The 18,660-nt window shown below is 69.5% G+C and carries 21 protein-coding genes and 1 pseudogene; 13 read left to right on the top strand and 9 right to left on the bottom strand.

The features are described 5' to 3' along the window. Nucleotides 1-42: 42 nt before the first annotated feature. Nucleotides 43-378, bottom strand: coding sequence for a WhiB family transcriptional regulator (locus E0500_RS06880; protein ID WP_131571872.1), 336 nt, complete (start codon nucleotides 376-378; stop codon nucleotides 43-45). Between the two features lie 182 nt (nucleotides 379-560). Here E0500_RS06880 and E0500_RS06875 point away from each other — a divergent pair, with 182 nt between their 5' ends. Beyond that, complete coding sequence (locus E0500_RS06875; protein WP_131571873.1) at nucleotides 561-1,268, top strand: AAA family ATPase; 708 nt, start codon at nucleotides 561-563, stop codon at nucleotides 1,266-1,268. Nucleotides 1,269-1,482: 214 nt separating this feature from the next. Then, entirely contained in the window at nucleotides 1,483-3,078 is a 1,596-nt protein-coding gene (locus E0500_RS06870) for an FAD-binding oxidoreductase (protein ID WP_131571874.1), read from the top strand. Between the two features lie 15 nt (nucleotides 3,079-3,093). Here the strand turns inward: E0500_RS06870 and E0500_RS06865 are convergent, their stop codons facing one another. Further along, on the bottom strand, nucleotides 3,094-3,975 hold the full coding sequence (locus tag E0500_RS06865) for an aminoglycoside phosphotransferase family protein (protein ID WP_131571875.1): 882 nt from the start codon (nucleotides 3,973-3,975) through the stop codon (nucleotides 3,094-3,096). Between the two features lie 265 nt (nucleotides 3,976-4,240). Here E0500_RS06865 and E0500_RS06860 point away from each other — a divergent pair, with 265 nt between their 5' ends. After that, nucleotides 4,241-4,783 carry a carbonic anhydrase gene (locus E0500_RS06860; RefSeq protein ID WP_131571876.1) on the top strand — a complete coding sequence of 181 codons (543 nt, stop codon included), beginning with the start codon at nucleotides 4,241-4,243 and terminating at the stop codon, nucleotides 4,781-4,783. A gap of 205 nt (nucleotides 4,784-4,988) precedes the next feature. After that, nucleotides 4,989-6,422, top strand: coding sequence for an FAD-binding oxidoreductase (locus E0500_RS06855; RefSeq protein WP_131571877.1), 1,434 nt, complete (start codon nucleotides 4,989-4,991; stop codon nucleotides 6,420-6,422). A gap of 124 nt (nucleotides 6,423-6,546) precedes the next feature. Here E0500_RS06855 and E0500_RS06850 read toward each other — a convergent pair whose 3' ends face one another. Then, a complete protein-coding gene (locus E0500_RS06850; protein WP_131561139.1) occupies nucleotides 6,547-7,521 on the bottom strand; it encodes a zinc-binding dehydrogenase in 975 nt (324 codons plus the stop codon). Between the two features lie 59 nt (nucleotides 7,522-7,580). After that, nucleotides 7,581-8,828 (bottom strand): FAD-dependent oxidoreductase, encoded by a 1,248-nt coding sequence (locus E0500_RS06845; RefSeq protein WP_399120162.1) that lies wholly within the window; start codon nucleotides 8,826-8,828, stop codon nucleotides 7,581-7,583. A 74-nt stretch (nucleotides 8,829-8,902) separates the two neighbouring features. On the opposite strand from E0500_RS06845, the gene E0500_RS06840 reads away from it, so the two are divergent. Further along, nucleotides 8,903-9,673 carry a pentapeptide repeat-containing protein gene (locus E0500_RS06840; RefSeq protein WP_131561143.1) on the top strand — a complete coding sequence of 257 codons (771 nt, stop codon included), beginning with the start codon at nucleotides 8,903-8,905 and terminating at the stop codon, nucleotides 9,671-9,673. Between the two features lie 53 nt (nucleotides 9,674-9,726). Here E0500_RS06840 and E0500_RS06835 read toward each other — a convergent pair whose 3' ends face one another. Then, nucleotides 9,727-10,227, bottom strand: coding sequence for a hypothetical protein (locus E0500_RS06835; RefSeq protein ID WP_131561145.1), 501 nt, complete (start codon nucleotides 10,225-10,227; stop codon nucleotides 9,727-9,729). Nucleotides 10,228-10,263: 36 nt separating this feature from the next. On the opposite strand from E0500_RS06835, the gene E0500_RS06830 reads away from it, so the two are divergent. Next, nucleotides 10,264-11,682: a M1 family metallopeptidase gene (locus E0500_RS06830; RefSeq protein WP_131561147.1), complete on the top strand. Its 1,419-nt coding sequence runs from the start codon at nucleotides 10,264-10,266 to the stop codon at nucleotides 11,680-11,682. Nucleotides 11,683-11,847: 165 nt separating this feature from the next. Here the strand turns inward: E0500_RS06830 and E0500_RS06825 are convergent. Continuing rightward, nucleotides 11,848-12,357, bottom strand: a pseudogene (locus E0500_RS06825) (GNAT family N-acetyltransferase); the annotation flags it as partial. 25 nt (nucleotides 12,358-12,382) lie between these two features. Then, nucleotides 12,383-12,856, bottom strand: coding sequence for an ATP-binding protein (locus E0500_RS06820; protein ID WP_309504980.1), 474 nt, complete (start codon nucleotides 12,854-12,856; stop codon nucleotides 12,383-12,385). A 188-nt stretch (nucleotides 12,857-13,044) separates the two neighbouring features. On the opposite strand from E0500_RS06820, the gene E0500_RS06815 reads away from it, so the two are divergent. Both E0500_RS06815 and E0500_RS06810 read left to right on the top strand, forming a co-directional pair. Beyond that, nucleotides 13,045-13,896 carry a helix-turn-helix transcriptional regulator gene (locus E0500_RS06815; RefSeq protein ID WP_131561151.1) on the top strand — a complete coding sequence of 284 codons (852 nt, stop codon included), beginning with the start codon at nucleotides 13,045-13,047 and terminating at the stop codon, nucleotides 13,894-13,896. Nucleotides 13,897-13,906: 10 nt separating this feature from the next. Then, nucleotides 13,907-14,083 carry a DUF397 domain-containing protein gene (locus E0500_RS06810; protein WP_309504979.1) on the top strand — a complete coding sequence of 59 codons (177 nt, stop codon included), beginning with the start codon at nucleotides 13,907-13,909 and terminating at the stop codon, nucleotides 14,081-14,083. A gap of 15 nt (nucleotides 14,084-14,098) precedes the next feature. On the opposite strand, the gene E0500_RS06805 is transcribed toward E0500_RS06810, so the two are convergent. Continuing rightward, nucleotides 14,099-14,710: a DUF5753 domain-containing protein gene (locus E0500_RS06805; RefSeq protein ID WP_131561152.1), complete on the bottom strand. Its 612-nt coding sequence runs from the start codon at nucleotides 14,708-14,710 to the stop codon at nucleotides 14,099-14,101. Between the two features lie 149 nt (nucleotides 14,711-14,859). Between E0500_RS06805 and E0500_RS06800 the strand changes: the two genes are divergently transcribed. From E0500_RS06800 to E0500_RS06780, 5 genes are all read left to right on the top strand, one after another. Beyond that, complete coding sequence (locus E0500_RS06800) at nucleotides 14,860-15,069, top strand: hypothetical protein (protein ID WP_131561154.1); 210 nt, start codon at nucleotides 14,860-14,862, stop codon at nucleotides 15,067-15,069. Beyond that, complete coding sequence (locus tag E0500_RS06795) at nucleotides 15,053-15,574, top strand: DUF6879 family protein (protein WP_131561156.1); 522 nt, start codon at nucleotides 15,053-15,055, stop codon at nucleotides 15,572-15,574. Before E0500_RS06800 ends, E0500_RS06795 begins: the two co-directional genes overlap by 17 nt. Continuing rightward, a complete protein-coding gene (locus E0500_RS06790) occupies nucleotides 15,571-16,407 on the top strand; it encodes a helix-turn-helix transcriptional regulator (RefSeq protein ID WP_131561158.1) in 837 nt (278 codons plus the stop codon). Before E0500_RS06795 ends, E0500_RS06790 begins: the two co-directional genes overlap by 4 nt. 639 nt (nucleotides 16,408-17,046) lie before the next feature. Continuing rightward, nucleotides 17,047-17,271: a DUF397 domain-containing protein gene (locus E0500_RS06785; protein WP_131561164.1), complete on the top strand. Its 225-nt coding sequence runs from the start codon at nucleotides 17,047-17,049 to the stop codon at nucleotides 17,269-17,271. An 87-nt stretch (nucleotides 17,272-17,358) separates the two neighbouring features. Continuing rightward, the gene (locus tag E0500_RS06780) at nucleotides 17,359-17,826 is read left to right on the top strand and encodes a hypothetical protein (RefSeq protein WP_131561166.1); all 468 of its coding nucleotides are present in this window, start codon (nucleotides 17,359-17,361) and stop codon (nucleotides 17,824-17,826) included. 85 nt (nucleotides 17,827-17,911) lie between these two features. Here the strand turns inward: E0500_RS06780 and E0500_RS06775 are convergent, their stop codons facing one another. After that, a complete protein-coding gene (locus E0500_RS06775; protein ID WP_131561168.1) occupies nucleotides 17,912-18,487 on the bottom strand; it encodes a TerD family protein in 576 nt (191 codons plus the stop codon). Between the last annotated feature and the right edge of the window lie 173 nt (nucleotides 18,488-18,660).

The raw sequence follows: 18,660 nt of genomic DNA, 5'->3' as shown, positions 1-18,660 counted from the left end.
TCGGAGGCTCCCGTAAGGCGGTTCTCGGGCGCTCAGGGCGGGTCAAGCCGGACCGGGCAGTTCCGCGACGGCTTTGGCGTACTCGGCGTCGAGTGTCCGCCTCACGGTCTTGGAGCCGAGTCGGTGCCGTAACCGTTTGCGCAGTTCTCTGCGCTGCCAGGGGGTGGCGGCGCCCCAGATGCCGTCGGTGGACAGGGCCGGGTTGGTCAGTGCCCAGACGAAGCACGCTCGTATCGCCGGGCAGCGGCGGCACATGGTGGTGGCGGCGACCACCTCGCCGCTGTGCGGGTTGTAGTCGTCGGGGAAGAACCCGTACGTCGTCGTGCATGGTTCGCGTCCGGTCAAGGGTGGCATCGGCAGGGCGTGTCGGTGACTCATGGCTTCTCTTCTCCTGAGCTCTTCTCCTACAGCTCTTCTTCAGTTCTTCTTCTCCGCCACGGCAGGACGGTTCAGCCTGGGCACGGGGAGAGACGGTGGAGGGGCTGTGACTCGGCGGTCGTCCCGGGTCCCGGCCGGTCGCGGTCGTCTTGGGCACGGGTCGGCCATGGAAGACTCACCGCATGATCGTCGAACGCGCGTACGCACATGTGGACTCGTACGACGAAGGGACGTGGCCGTGGTCCCTGCCCTGTGTGCGCGGGCTCCTCACGGACGGGCTGCGCTTCACCGCGCCGGTGACGTTTCTCGTCGGCGAGAACGGCTCGGGCAAGTCGACGCTGGTCGAGGCTCTGGCGGAGGGCTTCGGGCTGGACTCCTGGGGCGGTTCGCACGACTGGCGCTACGCCAGCCACCGCCGTAAGTCGAAGCTGGGCGAACGCATCCGCTTCGACGCCGCACCGCGCGGACGGCGCATGCTCAGCAGCTGGTCGGCCCGCAAGGGGTTCTTCCTGCGCGCGGAGACGGCGATGGACGCCCTGGACCGAGAGGGGTACGCGCCCGATGCGGTCAGCCACGGTGAGGGATTTCTCGCCGCGTTCCGGGGGGCCTTCCTGGAGCCCGGCCTGTACGTGATGGACGAGCCGGAGGCGGCGCTGTCCTTCTCCTCCTGCCTGGAACTCCTCGGGCACGTCCACCACTTGGCCGAGAACGGCGGCCAGGTCGTCTGCGCCACCCACTCCCCGCTGCTGACCGCGCTGCCGGGCGCCGACATCGTCGAGGTCGGGGAGCACGGCCTGCGCCGGGTGGAGTGGCAGGAGCTCGCCCTTGTCGACCACTGGCGCCGCTACCTCGACAACCCACAGGCCTATCTGCGGCACATCCTCGGCTGAGGGCCGGGACACGCGAGAGCCAGGCCGCGCAAGGGCACGCAAGGGGGGTTGAGTGCACCCTCGGGCCACCGGCCAGCCGGATTCCCGGCATGCCCGGAGCTTCCTAGCGTCGGTGGTGTCAGTTGCTGTCGGCGCTGTCGGCGCTGTCGGCATCCGCGGCGCACCGCACCGCCGCGCACCGCACCGCCGCGCACCGCAGAAGGGAAGCGAGACCATGCCCGAGCTCACCGGACGACGTACCGTCCTGCGCGCCGCAGCCGTCGGCGCCGCCGTGGCCGGGGCCTCAGCAGGCGCTCTGCCCGCCCCGGCCGTCGGACAGCCCTTACCGTCCGAGGCCGTCGCCGAGGCGGGCGCCGGGCCCGACATCGTCCTCGACCCGCGCGACCCCCGTTACGCCGCCCTCGCCGCCCGCGGCTACAACCGGCGGTTCACCGGCCGCCCCCGGCGGATCCACCTGCCCACCACGACCGGCCAGGTGGTGCAGGCGGTCCAGGAGGCCGTGCGCCGGCGCGAGCACGTCGTGGCGCGCAGTGGGGGACACGGCTTCGAGGACTTCGTCGACAACGACGGCGTCCGTGTCGTCGTGGACCTGTCCCGGATGACGGCCGTCCGCTACGACGACGCGCGGAAGGCGTTCATGGTCGAGGCGGGCAGCAGCCTCGGCGCGGCGTACCGGGCGCTGTTCGTCGGCTGGGGCGTGACGCTGCCCGCCGGCTGGTGCCCCGAGGTGGGCGTGGGCGGCCATGTCCCGGGCGGCGGGTACGGCACGCTGTGCCGGCTGCACGGGTTGTCCGTGGACCGGCTGTACGCCGTCGAGGTGGTCGTCGTGGACCGGGCGGGCCGGGCCCGTGCGGTGGTGGCCACGCGGGAGGAGGACGATCCGAACCGGGACCTGTGGTGGGCCCACACCGGCGGTGGGGCCGGCAGCTTCGGCATCGTCACCCGTTTCTGGTTCCGTGACCTGCCCGAGCCGCCCGCCTCCGTACTGTCCTTCCGCGTCGAGTGGCCCTGGAAGGGCCTCGGCCGCGACGAGTTCACCCGCTTCGTCGGCAACTACGGCACCTGGGCCGAGCACAACTCGGCGGCCGGGGCACGCGGCACCGGTCTGTACAGCGAGTTGGTCCTGTTCCGGGAGATCGCCGGCAACCTCCTCCTCATCGGCCAGGTCGCGGACACCGGTCAGGCCGCCCGCCGCCTCCTCGACGACCTGCTCACCGCGCTCGGCCGGGGCGTCGGGGCGCAGCCTTTCGTCCAGACGCACACGCTGTCGTGGCTGGCCGCGGCGTCCGTCATCGGCAGCCCTGACGACCCGGGCCCGGTCTACCGGCTGGCGGTGAAGTCGGGTTACGCGAAACGAGGGTTGACGACGACCCAGATCCACGCGGTGCACCACCACCTCACCCGGACCGACTACGACTACCCCGCCGGGCTCGTCAGCCTCAACACCTACGGCGGCCGGGTCAACGGCGTGCCCACGGACGCGACAGCGGTCGCCCACCGCGACTCCGTGCTCAAGCTCATGTTCCTGACCGGCTGGGAGGGGGCCGCCGACGACGAGCGGCACCGCGGCTTCCTCCGCGAGCTCTACCGGGACGTGTACGCGGACACCGGCGGTGTCCCCGCCCGCACCGGGGCCTTCATCAACTACGCCGACGCCGATCTCGCCGATCCGCGCCACAACACCTCCGGCACGCCCTGGCACGTGCTCTACCACGGCGCCCACTATCCGGCCCTCCAGCGGGCGAAGGACCGCTGGGACCCGCGGAACGTCTTCCACCACCGGCTGTCCGTACGCCCCACCAGGCACTGAGGCCCGCTCGCCCGCTCAGGTGTCGCGCAGCCTCCGGCCGATCTCCAGCTGCTGGGGGTCCAGGCCGCGGCCGTCCTCGATGTCCCACAGACAGTTCTGCAGGACACGGCCCAGGGTCCAGGCGCGGGCGCGTGCGCGGTCCAGGGAGAGGACGTCGGTCATCGCGTCGAAGCGCCAGGCGAGCTCGTCGGGATCGAAGCGGTTGTCGAGGGCGGGCCAGAGGTCGAAGCCAGGGTCGCCGGCGAGCGGCTTGGGGTCGATGGCGAGCCAGGGGGCGCGCTCGGAGGCGAGCACGTTCTCGTCGTGGAGGTCCCAGTGCAGGAGCCGGTCGCCGGGCTCGTCGAGGACCTCCCGTACGGCGGCGGCGCAGTCGGCGAGGAGGCGGTGGGCGGCGGGGTCCGCGACCCGTTCCAGGGCCTTCGGCGTCTCGTCGACCATGGCCGCCGCGATGTCGGCGAGCCGGCGCATGCCCTCGGGTGCCGGTAAAGAGGTCAGGTGGGCCAGTAGCCGGGCGATGACCAGGACCGCCTCGCGGGTGTCCGGCACGTGGGAGAGCATCCGGGTCGGGTCGAGCCGTTCGAGGAGCATCGTGCCGGTGGCGTCGTCGTGGCCGAGGAGCCGTACGGCCCCGTCGCCGTCCCACACGCGCAGCGCGACCGGCTCGCCCACGCTCTCCTCGTCCAGCAGCTGGAGCTTGAGGACGGCCGGGATGCCGTCCCGGCGGACCACCGGCAGGACCAGGGCGGCCATGCCGTACATCGACGGGCCGTCGACCCGCAGCTCCCAGCGGTCGAGGAAGTCCGCCGCGAGCCGGGGCAGACCGGCGATGAACGCGCGCCCCGCCTCCCCGTTGAACTCGCTCTGTGCCGCTGCCAGTTTCTCCGGGACCTCGATCATCCAGCCGACCCTAGCGTCCTGAGCCGCGTTCGCTCGCGGTGGACCTTCAGGCCGGCGACGCTCGGCTCGTCCTCGCCGGGCGGGCCCGCGTGGCGCGTGATCCCCTCGTGGGTGATGGTGGCACCCAGGACGGCTTGCTGCCGCCCGCCCGCGGTTCATGGCCGAACAACGGGACGGCTCGCGCGCGCATCGCGGACACCGACGTCGCACACGCGGTGCCGGTCTCACAGCCCCAGGCTGCCACCGCCTCCTGGAGGAACCAGCCATGTCGAACTTCACCCCGTACCTGGAGCGCAACCGGGCTTTCGCGGCCTCCGGTGCCCAGGCCGACGTCCCCCGGATCCCGTTCGTCCCCTTCAACCAGCTGTACCTGATCACCTGCATCGATCCGCGCGTGGAGCCCGCGGCCGTGCTGGGCGCCCGGCTCGGAGAAGCGCTCGTCGCACGTAACGTCGGCGGCCGGGTGACGCCGGCGGTCATCAAGGACCTTGCCTGGATCGTGCACCTGCACGAGAACAAGACCCCCGACGCGGACTGGTTCGAGATCGCCGTCATTCACCACACCGACTGCGGTTCGGCACTGTTCGCCGACGACGATCTGCGCGCGGGCTACGCCGCCCGCGGCGGCTGGGACGAACAGACCTCCCTGGAGATGGCCGTCCTGGAGCCCTCCAGGACGGTCCAGAAGGACATCGCCAAGCTGCGCTCGGCACCCGAGCTCGCGCCGGGCATCGGCGACATCAAGACCGGCGGCTACGTCTACGACCTCGGGACCGGGAGGATCACCACCGTCGTGCAGCCCGGCTGAGCAGGAAGGACACGGTCGGGCCCCGGCAGCCCCGGCAGCCCCGGCAGTCCCGGTCCGGCGACGAGACGGAGGCGACTGCGTCCGACTGACCCGCCTGACGGAGGCAACGGCGTCCGACTGACCCGCCTGAATGCCCTCCCGTCCGCGCAGAACCACGAAATCCGTAGGAGACACCCGCCACCCGTACGGGTTAACGTCCCGGCTCATGAGCAGCAGATCAGGCACGGGTGTCCCTGGCGGCCCCGGTGGTGTCGTCAACGGTGGCGTCTCCTTCTGGTACGCGGACGACGGGCTCCCCGAGCGTCGCGCGCCCCTGCCCGGGGACGCGACCGCCGACGTCGTGATCGTCGGCGGCGGCTTCACAGGGCTGTGGACGGCGTACTACCTCAAGAAGGCGGCCCCCTTCCTCCGTATCACCGTGCTGGAACGGAAGTTCTGCGGCTACGGTGCCTCCGGCCGCAACGGTGGCTGGCTCTACAACGGCATCGCGGGTCGCGACCGGTACGCGAAGCTGCACGGCCATGAGGCCGCCGTACGGCTCCAGCGCGCGATGAACGACACGGTCGACGAGGTTGTCAGGGTGGCGTCGGAAGAGGGCATCGACGCCGGTGTCCACAAGGGCGGCGTCCTCGAAGTGGCGTGCACACCTGCCCAGTTGGCCCGGCTGAAGGCCTTCCACGAGACGGAGCTGTCGTACGGCGAGACGGACCGCGAGCTGTACGGCGCCCGGGAGGCGGCGGAGCGGATACGCGTCGCGGACGCCGTCGGCGCGTCCTGGACGCCGCACGGCGCACGGCTGCAGCCGGTGCGACTGGTCAAGGGGCTGGTGGCCGCGGTGGAGGCCCTCGGAGTGACCGTCCACGAGTCGACCCCGGTCACCGAGATCCGCCCCAAGCACGCGGTCACCCCGTACGGCACGGTCCGCGCCCCCTACGTGCTGCGCTGCACCGAGGGCTTCACGGCCGCGTTGAAGGGCGAGCGGCGCACCTGGCTGCCCATGAACTCCTCGATGATCGTGACCGAGCCGCTCACCGAGGCGCAGTGGGACAGCGTCGGCTGGGCGGGCCGCGAGACGCTCGGCGACATGGCGCATGCCTACATGTACGCCCAGCGCACCGCCGACGACCGTATCGCCCTCGGCGGCCGCGGTGTGCCGTATCGTTTCGGCTCGCGCACCGACAACGACGGCCGGACGCAGGCGGAGACGATCGCGGAGCTGTACGAGATCCTGGTCCGCTTCTTCCCGTCGCTCACCGGCGTGCGGGTGGACCACGCCTGGTCGGGTGTGCTCGGTGTGCCGCGGGACTGGTGCGCCACGGTGACCCTCGACCGTTCCACCGGCCTCGGCTGGGCGGGCGGTTACGTCGGCTCGGGCGTGGCGACCGCGAACCTGGCCGCACGCACTCTGCGCGACCTGGTCCAGCAGGACTCCGGTCAGGCGGGGGCGACGGATCTGACGTCGCTGCCGTGGGTCGGGCACCGGGTCCGCAAGTGGGAGCCGGAACCCTTCCGCTGGCTGGGCGTCCACGGCCTGTACGCCGCGTACCGCGCCGCCGACCAGCGCGAACTCACCCTGTCCGGCGCGGAGTCGTCACGCCTCGCGCGGCTGGCGGACCGGGTGACGGGACGCCACGTGTGACAGCGGGTCCGGGGTCGACTGGGGCCGACCGGGGTCGACTGGGGGCGACTGGGGGCGACGGGGGCCGACTGGGGCCGACGGGGGTCGACTGGGGCCGGCGGGGGTCGCGTCGGGGCCGTGGGTGTCATGGCTCCAGGACCACCTTGCCGATGGTGCCCCGGTTCTCCAGCGCGCGGTGGGCGCCGGCCGCGTCGGCGAGGGGGAAGCGCTGGACGGCCGGGGTGAGGCGGCCGGCGGCGGCTTCGGCGAGGGCGCGGAGTTCGAGGGTGCGGACCGGGTTGGGGCCGTCGGCCCTGCGCAGCATCTCCGGGCCGAGGACCTGCTCCGAGACTCCCTCGACGAGGTACGCCGCGCCGTCGTTGATGCCCTCCGCAGACCAGCCGAAGACCAGGTGCCTGCCGCCGGGGGCGAGGAGGGCGACGGACTCGCGGGCCGCCTCGCCGCCCACACCGTCGTACACGGCCGTGACCCTGCCCCGGTATGCGGCGACCTTCTCCGGCCATGACGGTTCGGTGTAGTCGACGGCCAGGTCGGCACCGTTGGCCCGCACCACGGCCGTCTTCACCGGGCCGCCGGCGAGGCCGATGACCGTGGCGCCCGCGTTCTTGGCGTACTGCACGAGGAGGGTGCCGATGCCGCCCGCGGCGGCGGGGACGACGACCACGTCACCGGGGCCAGGCTCGGCGAACTGGAGGATCCCCATCGTCGTACGGCCCGTTCCGATCAGGGCGACGGCCTCGGCGAAGTCCAGGGAGCCGGGGATCTCGTGGAGCCGGTCGGCGTCCGTGACGGCCAGCTCCGCGTAGCCGCCGGGGACGAAGCCGAGGTGCGCGACGACGCGCTTGCCGAGCCAGTCGTCCGAGACCCCCTCCCCGAGGGACTCGACGACACCCGCGACCTCCCGCCCCGGGATGGTCGGCAGCGGGGTCGGAGCAGGGGCCGGCCCCTGGCCGCCCTCCCGGAGCGCCGCGTCCAGCAGGTGTACGCCCGCCGCGGCGACGGCGATACGGACCTGGCCCGGCCCCGGCTCGGGGTCCTCGGTCTTCTCGTACGTGAGGTTCTCGGCAGGGCCGAAGGCGTGCAGGCGGATGGCGTGCATGGGCGGGCTCCCAGTGGTGGTGGAGGCGCGGGACGCGCTGTGGGACCCACCCTGGGACCTCAAGCATGCTTGAGGTCAAGCCTCTGAGGGCCGGGGGACCGCCGGCCGAGGGCCAGGGACACGGCGGCCAGCGCGCTGTTGAACGACACCTCCGACAGCACACCGGGCGCCGCCACCTGGTCGCCCGCGAGGTAGACGCCGTCGCCGCGGTCGACGGCGGGCCGGTCGCGCCAGGTGGTGCCGGGCAGGTCGACCGCGCCCGTACGGCCGTTCGCGGTGGCCTCGCGCCGCCAGGTGACCCGCTCGCGCCAGCCCTCGAAGCCGAGGTCCAGCAGATGCTCGGCGCGGGCGACGCCGGTGGCGCGGGACTCGCGCGGCCCGATCGGGATCTGACCCTGGATCAACTGCTCTCCCGCCGGGGCGAGGGTGCGGTCCTGGGCGGTGAAACGCTCCAGCCAGCCGGGTGCGTCCAGATCGGACACGGCGAAGGCGTCACCGCGACGGCCGCGGACGGCCACGTCGACGAGCGCGGTACGGCCGCTGGGCCAGGTCAGCGAGTCGTCCTTCAGCAGACGCCGGGCAGCGTCGAGGGAGGTGGCGACGACGACCGGCCCCCGACCCTCGGGAACCGTCTCGACCCGGGCGAGGGTCTCTACGCGGACGCCCAGATTCCAGGCCCTCGCGGCCATCCGGTCCACGACACTCGCCCAGCCGCCACACGGATACTGCGCCTCCGGGGGCAGCTTCGTGGCCCGGCGGAGCCGCTCCTGCACGAAGGCGGCGGACAACGCCCCGGGATCGTGGTGGAAGATCGCGACGGCGGAGTAGTGGGCCGCGGCCCGTGCGGCCTCCTCGCCCGCCTGCTCGGTGGCCCAGGTCATGAAGTCCACGTCGACGGGCGCCGAGTGCGCCGTACGGCGCCGCAGGAGCTTGAGCATCGCGAACGGCGGCGTACGGCGCAGCACACCCTTGTGATGCAGCCTGAGCCGGGCGCCCTCCAGGGGCGGGATCGGGGCGAGGGGTCCGATGAGGTCGCGCTGCTTGAGCCAGGTCCAGTGCGGACCGCCGTTGTAGAGCGCGTGCGGACCCTCGTTCGTCCGGTACGGGCCCTCGGCGGTCCGCGCCCGGCCGCCGAGCGTGTGATGGGCCTCGTACACGGTGACCTTGGCGCCCGCCTCGGCGGCGGTGATGGCGGCGGTGAGTCCGGCGAAGCCGCCACCGACGACGGTGATGCGGTGCATGACTGAGGGCCTCCCTGCTGCTGCGGTTTCTCGGTCACCACTACGACACGTCGAGGGCGCAGGAATGTGACATCACGGCTGACTTTCCGGAGAACTCGCAGGTCAGGGTGATTGTCAGTGGAGAGGTGCAGGATGGGGGCATGGCGAGGAAAGCGACGGGCGGGACCGGTAGGACCGGAGGGACGGGCAGGACCCGTGGGACAGGCGCCCGTGGGACAGGCGGGGCTGGTTCCGGCGGGACCGGGGTGCGGGGTGCGCGGCGGCCGGAGGTGCGGTTGCCGCCGCTGGAGCCGTACGGCGGTGCGGGGCTTGAGCCGGACGGGGACTACGACGGGCTGGAGTTCACGGAGGAGGACTTCGTCGCCCAGGACGGCGCGGGAGCCCGCTTCATGGACTGCGCGCTGAGGGGCTGCGCCCTGGACGAGACGCGGCTGCACCACGCCCGCGTCCTGGACTCCGTCCTCACCGGCATACGCGGTGTGGGCACCGATCTCGCCGAGTCCACCCTGCGGGATGTGGAGCTGGTCGACGCACGGCTCGGCGGCGTGCAGTTGCACGGCTCCGTCCTGGAGCGGGTCGTCATCCGCGGCGGCAAGATCGACTACCTCAACCTCCGCAAGGCCCGCCTCAAGGACGTGGTCTTCGAGGACTGCGTCCTCGTGGAGCCGGACTTCGGGGGCGCCCGGCTGGAGCGGGTCGAGTTCGTGGACTGTGCGCTGAAGGGGGTGGACTTCAACGCGGCGGTCCTCACGGATGTGGATCTGAGGGCCGCGGCCCAGCTGGAGATCGCGCGGGGGGTGGACCGGTTGGCGGGGGCGGTGATCAGTCCGGGGCAATTGCTGGACTTGGCACCCGTGCTGGCGGCGGAGATGGGGATCAGGGTGGAACCCACCAGCCCGTCCGGCGATTGAGGACGAGGCTGTTCAGGGCCGACGGGGGGGGCTGGGGGCGGAGCCAGGGATAGTCACCCCATCCGCGGAAACCTGGCTTCCAACGTCCAGATCACCGAGTTCTCCCGAAGCCCTTCATGGAGATCTGTGAGGTCGGCGATCAGATCGTGCAGGAAATCCCTGGCCTCACGGCGCAGCTCGGCGTGGGAGAACGTGAGGGGCGGCTCGGCGGCCGGCAGCCAGTCCGCCTCGATGTCCACCCACCCGAAACGGCGCTCGAAACGCATCCGGTCCGTGGACTCGGTGAAGTCGAGCTCGGCCCGCTGGGGCCGCGCGGCCCGGCTGCCGTGCGGGTCCTTGTCGATCCGCTCGACGATGTCGCACAGCGCCCACGCGAAGTCGAGCACCGGCACCCATCCCCAGGCTGTGGACAGCTCCCGGTCCTCCTTCGTGTCCGCCAGGTACACGTCCCCGCAGAACAGGTCGTGCCGCAGCGCGTACACATCCGCGCGCCGGTAGTCGGTCTGCGGCGGGTCGGGGAAGCGGGTGGAGAGGGCGTAGCCGATGTCGAGCACGAGGCGATGGTGTCATGTCCCCATAGGATCGGCGCCATGTCCCGATCCGCGCCGGTTGTCCCCGCCGCCCTGCTCGCCCTCTCGCTCACCCTGTCCGGGTGCACCGGAGGCGGCGACGGAGCGAAGGGCACCCCCGGTTCCTCCGGCCTGCGGGACCCGTACTTCCCGAAGATGGGCAACGGCGGGTACGACGTCACGCACTACGGCCTGACCCTCGACTACGACCCCGACGACAACCACCTGCGGGGCAGGGCCGTCATCACGGCACGGGCGAAGCAGGACCTCAGCGCGTTCGACCTCGATCTGAAGGGGCTGAGCGTCAAGGGCGTCACCGTGGAGGGCGAGAAAGCCCGCTGGAACCGGGCGGGGCAGGAACTGACCGTGCGTCCGAAGGGGGACCTCGACAAGGGCGAGATGTTCCGGACGACCGTGCGCTACTCCGGAACCCCCGAGACGATCACCGATGCGGACGGCGCCGAGGAGGGCTGGCTGCGTACGGGCGACGGCGCGGTCGCGCTGGGCGAACCGACGGGCTCGATGGCCTGGTTCCCCGGCAACCACCACCCCTCCGACAAGGCGTCGTACGACCTCGCGGTCACCGTCCCCAAGGGCCTGCAGGCCGTCTCCAACGGGGAGTTGAAGGGCGCGCCGACGACGAAGGACGGCGCCACGACGTTCACCTGGCACACCGCCGAACCGATGGCGAGCTATCTGGCCACGGTCGCGATCGGCAGATACGACATCCGGCGCTCCACGACGCCCGACGACCTGCCCGTGTACGTCGCCGTCGACCCCTCCCAGGCCAAGGCGAGCCGCAAGGTCCTCGCCCGCATCCCGGAGGTCATGACGTGGGCGCAGCGCACCTTCGGGCCGTACCCCTTCTCCTCCACCGGAGCGATCGTCGACCGCCCGGACGACGCCCAGTACGCGCTGGAGACCCAGAACCGCCCCTTCTTCCCCGGCGCCCCCGAGACCGAGCTCCTTGTCCACGAACTGGCCCACCAGTGGTACGGCGACTCCGTGACCCCCAGGACCTGGCGGGACATGTGGCTCAACGAGGGCTTCGCCACCTACGCCGAGTGGCTGTGGCAGGAGGAGCACGGCGGGGAGACGGCCCAGCAGATCTTCGACGCGCTGTACGACGGCGACTACTACCAGGACCGCACCGACGACGCAGCCATCTGGGCCTTCCCGCCCGCCACGCCCTCCGGCGCGGCACACATCTCCGACAGCCCGGTCTACGAGCGCGGCGCCATGGTCCTCCACAAGATCCGCCAGAAGACCGGCGACCACACCTTCCGCACCCTCCTCCGCGGCTGGGCCACCAAGCACCGCCACGGCAACGCGGACACCGGTGATTTCACGGCGTACGTCGAGCAACAGGTCCCCGACAAGGACTTCAGCGGGATCTGGAAGGAGTGGCTGTACGGCGACGGAAAGCCGGGCAAGCCCTGAGGGGTGCCGCGGCTTCCCAGGGCTCCTGGGGTACGGAGCGCACGCTGCGGGCGAATCCACAGGTGACAGGGCACCTGCGCGTGGAGTGCGACAGTTTTCCGGAAAGTGTCGCACTCCACGCAGCATGTACCCGGTGGCGCGGGGCCGGGGGCCAGCCCGCTCTCACAACCGTTTGCGCAACACGGTGCAGGGGCGCCCTCGTTGCCGGTCCTTCCGATGCCCGATGACCTCGTAGCCGAGGGCCGGCCAGAAGGTGAGGGCGCGGGGGTTGTCGTCGAGTACGGCGAGGCGTAGGGCGGCGCGCCCTCGTACCCGGAAGCGCTCCTCGACGAGTCCGGCCACCTCCCGCCCGTACCCCTTGCGCTGCTCGCCCTCGTCGATGATGAGGAGTCCGAGCCAGGGGTCCGGGTCGGCCGGGTCGGGGTGCCGGGCGAGCGTGATCGCGACCCCGACCAGCCGCCCCGCGCTGCGCGCCAGCAGCACCTCCGTGTCCGGGTTCGCCAACTCCTCCGCCAGGGCCCCCGCCACCTGCTCCGGACGGATGTCGTCCGGGTCAGGGAAGTCGCCGCCGAGGGCGTGGAAGTCGCGGTTGGAGGCGTACAGGGCGGTGAGCTCGGTGAGGAGCGGGCCCGGGATGTCGTGGTCGGCGGTGAGGGGGAGGGGATCGAGGCGCATGGGCGGCAGGCTAGCCACCGGCGGTTCAGTGATCGCGGAGCTCGAACCAGACATGTTTGCCAACGCGGCCGGGTGCGTACGCCCCTCCAACTCCCCACCCCTGTGCCAAGGCGCGGACGAGAAGCAGCCCACGCCCGCCTTCGTCGTCGCAGGTGCCGTAGGTCTCGCGCGCGACCTCGGGCGGCACCAGCAACCCTGCCGGGCTGTCGTCGTAGACAGCCACGCGGACGCCGTCGGCCGTAACCGCCGTCTCCAGTCGAACGGTTGGGGTTTTGGTGTGGCGTACGGCATTGGTCACCACCTCCGACACGAGCGTGCGGGCGGTGTCGGCGAGGTGCGGGGCGTGGCCGTTCGTGCTGAGGAGCAGGGCGACGGTGTCGCGGCAGATTCTCGGGCTGAGGGGCGAGTTGGGGGTGGTGAGGTGGTAGGTCTGCGGGGTGATCGGTGAGTTGGTCATGTCCTTCGGCTCCCGGAGTTCGTTGACGTTGCTGCGCGGCACGCCACCGTGGCTCGGGCACTGGGGGTGACTGCACTTCGGGTTCACTGGCGGAGCCACGCGCTGATGAGTACGACCCTAGGGCACATCTATGTGACGGCACATGGATGTGCCGGAAAGCTCACCCGTGTGAGTGGACCGGCTGTCCGTTTGCGCGGCAGACTTGGAGCGCCCGACCAGAAGAGGAACGGATGCCCCCCAGGAGCAATCCCACCGTGCGCCAGGCCCGGCTCGGCGCCGAACTGCGCAAGCTGCGCGAGGCTGCGGGGATGGCGGCCCGCGAAGCAGGCGCGTTCCTCGGTGGCAACCAGGCGCAGATCAGCCATATCGAGGCGGGCCGTTGGGGCGTCAGCGCGGAGCGCGTGCGACGGCTGGCGACGCTGTACTCCGCCTCAGACGCGCGGCTCGTCGACGCGTTGTGTGCGATGGCCGATGAGCGGGTGAAGGGGTGGTGGGAGGACTACCAGGGGGTGCTTGCTCCTGGCTTCCTGCACCTCGCAGAACTAGAGCACCACGCAAGGTACTTGCGGAGCCTCAACGTGGTGAACGTGCCGGGCATCCTCCAGACCGAGGAGTACATCCGCGCAATCCACCGCAGTTACAGACCGGTGCTTCCCGCTGAGGACGTGGATGCGCGGGTCACGTTCCGGCTGAGGCGCCGAAGCATCTTCGAACGGGACGCGCCGCCGCCTTTCCACGCCATCATCCATGAGGCGGCACTGCGTATGCGCTTCGGTGGCCGCAAGATCGCCAAGGAGCAACTGGACTACGTGCTGGAAGCCTCGGAGCGGCCAACGGTGACGGTGCGGGTTCTGCCCTTCACCTGTGAGGAGTTCATCGAGGCGACAGATGCTCCGCTGTACGCCGGGGGCGTCGTGCCGCAACTCGACACCGTACAGTTGGACAGTCCCATGGGGAGCTTCTTCCTGGGGGGCGAAGCCAAACTGAACCGGTACAGGCAACTGCTCGACATCGCGGAGCGGATGACCTTGAACGAGTCGGAATCCCGACGGCTCATCCATCACATCGCGCGCGAACTCTGAGAGGTTTCGAGTGCCCGTGCAGTGGCAGAAGTCGTCCTTCTCAGGTGTGGAGGGCGGGAACTGCGTTGAACTCGCCCACTATGAGGGGCAGATCCTCATACGCGAGAGTGCCGCCTCAGCGGCGGTGATCACCACCGCCCCGGAACTACTCCGATGCCTCCTGGCGGCCCTCAAGCCCGAGCCGTAGCAGCTCACGAACCTTTCAGGAGATGGCCCCCAACTCTCCCTCGATCAGCCTCCGCGCCTCCTCCCCGTACACCGCCGACCGCTCAAGCCAGGCGAACGCCCTCTCGTATGTAGCCACCTCAGCCTCGTCCGTGATGTTCAAGCCGGCTGAGTAGGTCTCGACCTCGACCTGAAGGCCGTCGAAGATCGAGAAGGCGTGCCCTGGAAACAGAGCGAGCTCCGCCCGCGACGGGATGATCCCCAGCCTGAGTCCCGGCAGTTCAAGGGCTTCGACCAGGTATGCGAGCTGGGCCCGCATCACTTCCGTGCCGCCGAGGTTCGTACGCAGCGCCTGCTCGCCGAGCAGCGTGTGGTACGTACGACCCTCGCGCCCCATGAACTGCGCTCGGGCGGTCCGCCGTGCCACGCCGGCCTCAACATCGTCGGGGATCGCATGGAAGGCGACGACCTGTTGGAGGACAGCTCGGGCATACTCCCGGGTCTGGAGGTTCCCCCAGACCATGTTGTCGCAGTAGTGCAGGGAGTTCTGGGTCCTGCGGACCAGCTCCAGGAATGCGTCCTGTACTGGGCCAGTGCCTTCGTGGAGTCGCTCGTCCCACGTCTCATGCTGGTGCCTCGGCGTCGTCATGCTGGGAAGTTTGCCCACGATCGTGCGATCTCCTCCCCATCTTTATGCCAGATCGGGAATATTTCAGAGTTGGCATGGACGAGGAGCGACGCCCTGCATAGCTTCGTTGCACATGAGCCCCGACCAGGGGCGGAGAGAAGGGGGTCACCATGGCGCGCCAAGAACTGACGCGGCTCACTGGCAAGTTTCGCGGGCCCGACTGTGATGACGATGACTGCCCCAACGTCTACCGCTCGGGAGGCGGCTCCATCGTGGTCCAGGGCAACGTGTCGCACGCCTTCCAGCCGCCGGAGGGCGAGGCCTTGGTGGAGATCCCGGAAGCGGTGCTCAGGGAGGCCGTACGTGCTCTTGGGTGGTGACGAGTGGCGGCGGACATTCGACGCGTACGAACGTGACGCATGGCGCTTCGAGGCTCAGCCCACATACACCATGCCCAAGGAAGCCGAGAACGTCGCCCGGTTCCTAAGGGGGGAGCCGAAACCCACCGGCCACAATTCGCGGTGGCACGAGCGTGTACGTGGATACGTGGCAGCGGGTCGCACTGTCGGGCGGGTGCGGGTCGTACGGCAGCCGTTGACGGACTATCAGCGGTACCAGTTCGCTTGGGGAATTCCCGGAAACATCAGGGCCGGAGAGGATGTTCGCGTCCTGGACGTCACACAGGATGATTTCGGACTTCCTCTCTCCGGGACTGATTGGTGGATGTTCGATGAGCTGCGAATAGTGCATCTCAACTTCCGGCCGGACGGAACGCAGATCAACCGAGAGCTGTTCACGGGTGATATCGCTCCGTATCTGGAGTGGAAGCGCACGGCTCTGGCCAACTCCGTTCCGTTTGCCGAGTACGTGAAAGAATTTGAGTGACGTTCGAGCCCGAGCAGCTGGGGCAGTCGAAGACTGATCTGGCGGAAAAGCTCCGCGATCTGCGTAAGCGAGCCGGTCTCACAGGTGACCGGCTCGCTCGGCGCTGCAACATGTCTCAGAGTCAGATCAGTAAGTTTGAGACCGGCAAGAAGACGCCGAAGCTTGTGGATGTTGAGCGCATTCTCAGGGCGCTCGATGCTCCTCCTGAACTGGTGGCTGAGGTCACTGCACTTGCGCGAATCGCGAATACCGAGTGGCAGGACAAGCGTTCCTCGTGGCGTCGCGGCAAGGAGAGACGGCAGGCGGAGTTGGCCTCGTTGGAGGCAGATGCCGCCGAGCTGAGATACTTCCTGCCTTCTATGATTACTGGCCTGTTGGCCACACCTGAATACATTCGTGCCGGTCTGAGTCATACTCCCGGTGACTCTTCAAAGATCGTGGCGCGCAAGCTGGAGCGCCAGTCTGTTCTCTACGACACGACGAAGGATTTCACATTCCTTCTCACGGAGCAGGCGGTTAGGTGGGCGATCGTACCGGCCCCTGCCATGGCGGTGCAGATCGACCGTCTCGTGTCACTGTCTCATCTGGAAAATCTTCAAGTCGGCGTAGTTGCGCTGGGTACTGTCATGCCGCGTGGCCCGATGAACACCTTCACGGTCTACGACAATCGGCTGGCCACAGTTGAGAATTTCACTGGACGTATGGTGTTTCGAGACCCTCGAGATGTCTCCGAGTGCCTTGCTGTTTTCGATTTCTTTGAACGGCATGCTGATTTTGGTGATGAAGCACGGGCTTTGCTTCATCGGTGGGCAGACCTCTATCGTGATCTTTAGTCCGGAACGGGAATTTTACTGGGCTTTGCTCGCCGACCGGTGAATCATGAGTGCATCATGACGCCGGGGAGGAATGTTGACGAGTGCGCAGAAAGCTCAGGGGTACACACTGGCGGAACTACCTCCCGAACCGAAAGCGGTACCAGGGCGCAGTGCCTGCCTTGGCATGTGTGTTCGCCGCGAGAATGCCAGGTCCAGAGTCGACTACAGCAGCGTTTCCGACGCGAACGTGGAATTGCATCAGCACCAGTTGGCAGACCACGAGGGTCAGCAGTGATGGACATGCAGACGTGGCGCGACAGCCGTAGCCGGGCGGACAGCGCGAGCTCGGCGCTTCGCGAAGCGCTGGCAGCTCTCGGCGTTCCTCAGCGAGCGCGGCGGCATCTGCGGCCGATGGTCACTCACTCGGGCAAGCCGCTGGTGCACGTGGGGATGATTCATGCCGAGCACGCGGAGCAAATAGCGGAAGCGCTTCGCATTGCCGTCGGCACACGACGGCCGCCGGTCTCCGCTACAGAACCAGGGTCATAGCTCCGGGCACCTGGCGCCTGTTGCCTTCTTCCTCCTCCCTGAACTCCCGTCCGGCATGGGCGGCGGCGGTCAGGCATGGCCGCGACAGTTGAGCAGGAAGGTGCAGTGATGCTGGACGGAAGTGACCTGTACGCACTTGAGATCAGTGGGGCCGCGTTCGTGAAGGCGTGCGGCGGCCCGTGCACTGAGGGGTGCGTGACCCTGGCCCGGATCGGCGACGACGCTTGGGCCCTCGGTGACAGCAAGCGGCCGGACGCTGAGCCGTTGCGCTTCACCACAGAGGAGTTGGACGCGGCCGGCATCGACCCGGCGCGGTTCGGTCTGTCCGCCTGATCCTCCCCCTAGCCGGTTTCGGCCCACCTCTCCATCGGGCCGGGACCGGCTGATCCTTCGGCGCCCAACACGAAACGGGAACGACTGGTGCACCATCACGGCTATCTGTGGACCGGCCCGAAGGGGCGCTTCGACGAGGAGGCCCTACGGCGTCCTGCACATCCCGAGCCGCCTCCGGCCGGAAGCAGACCGGAGCTGATCCAGCGGTACCGGGAGGTGCTCGCGGAGTTCCCTGTGGTGGATTTACCGCCGCTGGAGACGGCCTACTGGCTGGTCAAGCCCCGGATGCTGGTTCGGGGGACTTGGGACGAGCCGAAGGAGGCCGCGGACTGGCTCGGTGAGCGGATCGCCGAGTTCGCGTCCCGATTCTCCTCCGCGGGGGAGCGCGAGACCATCCGCCTGGCAGCGCTCGTCAGCTCCGCTGCTGAGCAGTTGCGTGGGGGCGGCGATGTGGCACATGGCTTCTATTTGGAACGTCCCTCGTACCTGACCCTGGCGCTGGTGACGTGTTCGCCGAACAGGGCGAAACCTGAACTGACATGCCCCGCCGAGTAGGCCGTCGGCTCCAAGGGGATGGGCCGCGTGCAGGAGCCCCGGCCCGGTTCGCCCGGGTCGGGGCTCCTCATCTGCTGCGTACGGCTCAGACGTTCACGCCGAAGTCCTGGGCGATGCCCACCAGGCCCGAGGCGTAGCCCTGGCCGACCGCGCGGAACTTCCACTCCGCGCCGTTGCGGTACAGCTCGCCGAAGACCATCGCCGTCTCCGTGGCCGCGTCCTCCGACAGGTCGTAGCGGGCGATCTCGGAGCCGCCGGCCTGGTTGACGATGCGGATGTAGGCGTTGCGCACCTGGCCGAAGTTCTGCGAGCGGGTCTCGGCGTCGTAGATGGAGACCGGGAAGACGATCTTGTCGACGTCGGCCGGGAGGGCCGCCAGGTTGACGTTGATCGCCTCGTCGTCGCCCGCGCCTTCACCCGTGCGGTTGTCGCCCGTGTGGACGATGGACTGGTCCGGGGTCTGCTTGTTGTTGAAGAAGACGAAGTGGGCGTCCGAGTAGACCTTGCCCTGCTGGTTGACCGCGATCGCCGAGGCGTCGAGGTCGAAGTCGGTGCCCGTGGTGGAGCGGACGTCCCAGCCGAGGCCCACGGTGACGGCGGTCAGGCCCGGAGCCTCCTTGGTGAGCGAGACGTTGCCACCCTTGGACAGGCTTACAGCCATTGTTGGGAGTCCCTTCCCTCGTTGCATTCGGGCTTCGTACCGGGCACGAAGCTACAGCTACCCCTATGAACGCGGTGAGGGGTACCGAAGGTTCCGGCCCTCTTTACTTTCTTTACCTGCGGTCCGAGGAGCCGTACGCCCAGCCGGAGGTACAGCCGTCCTCCCAGCCGTAC

The organism is Streptomyces sp. KM273126 (genome assembly GCF_004337435.2).
GTDB classification, from domain to species: domain Bacteria; phylum Actinomycetota; class Actinomycetes; order Streptomycetales; family Streptomycetaceae; genus Streptomyces; species Streptomyces acidicola.
This window is presented reverse-complemented; position numbering and strand designations above follow the sequence as displayed.

What these genes read in the sequence shown, in the direction of transcription:
- E0500_RS06880 (WP_131571872.1), bottom strand. Translation starts at nt 378, where the DNA reads ATGAGTCACCGACACGCCCTGCCGATGCCACCCTTGACCGGACGCGAA.
- E0500_RS06805 (WP_131561152.1), bottom strand. Translation starts at nt 14,710, where the DNA reads ATGACGACGCCGAGGCACCAGCATGAGACGTGGGACGAGCGACTCCAC.
- E0500_RS06800 (WP_131561154.1), top strand. Translation starts at nt 14,860, where the DNA reads ATGGCGCGCCAAGAACTGACGCGGCTCACTGGCAAGTTTCGCGGGCCC.
- E0500_RS06785 (WP_131561164.1), top strand. Translation starts at nt 17,047, where the DNA reads ATGCTGGACGGAAGTGACCTGTACGCACTTGAGATCAGTGGGGCCGCG.
- E0500_RS06830 (WP_131561147.1), top strand. Translation starts at nt 10,264, where the DNA reads ATGTCCCGATCCGCGCCGGTTGTCCCCGCCGCCCTGCTCGCCCTCTCG.
- E0500_RS06850 (WP_131561139.1), bottom strand. Translation starts at nt 7,521, where the DNA reads ATGCACGCCATCCGCCTGCACGCCTTCGGCCCTGCCGAGAACCTCACG.
- E0500_RS06775 (WP_131561168.1), bottom strand. Translation starts at nt 18,487, where the DNA reads ATGGCTGTAAGCCTGTCCAAGGGTGGCAACGTCTCGCTCACCAAGGAG.
- E0500_RS06855 (WP_131571877.1), top strand. Translation starts at nt 4,989, where the DNA reads ATGAGCAGCAGATCAGGCACGGGTGTCCCTGGCGGCCCCGGTGGTGTC.
- E0500_RS06860 (WP_131571876.1), top strand. Translation starts at nt 4,241, where the DNA reads ATGTCGAACTTCACCCCGTACCTGGAGCGCAACCGGGCTTTCGCGGCC.
- E0500_RS06865 (WP_131571875.1), bottom strand. Translation starts at nt 3,975, where the DNA reads ATGATCGAGGTCCCGGAGAAACTGGCAGCGGCACAGAGCGAGTTCAAC.
- E0500_RS06875 (WP_131571873.1), top strand. Translation starts at nt 561, where the DNA reads ATGATCGTCGAACGCGCGTACGCACATGTGGACTCGTACGACGAAGGG.
- E0500_RS06815 (WP_131561151.1), top strand. Translation starts at nt 13,045, where the DNA reads ATGCCCCCCAGGAGCAATCCCACCGTGCGCCAGGCCCGGCTCGGCGCC.
- E0500_RS06870 (WP_131571874.1), top strand. Translation starts at nt 1,483, where the DNA reads ATGCCCGAGCTCACCGGACGACGTACCGTCCTGCGCGCCGCAGCCGTC.
- E0500_RS06840 (WP_131561143.1), top strand. Translation starts at nt 8,903, where the DNA reads ATGGCGAGGAAAGCGACGGGCGGGACCGGTAGGACCGGAGGGACGGGC.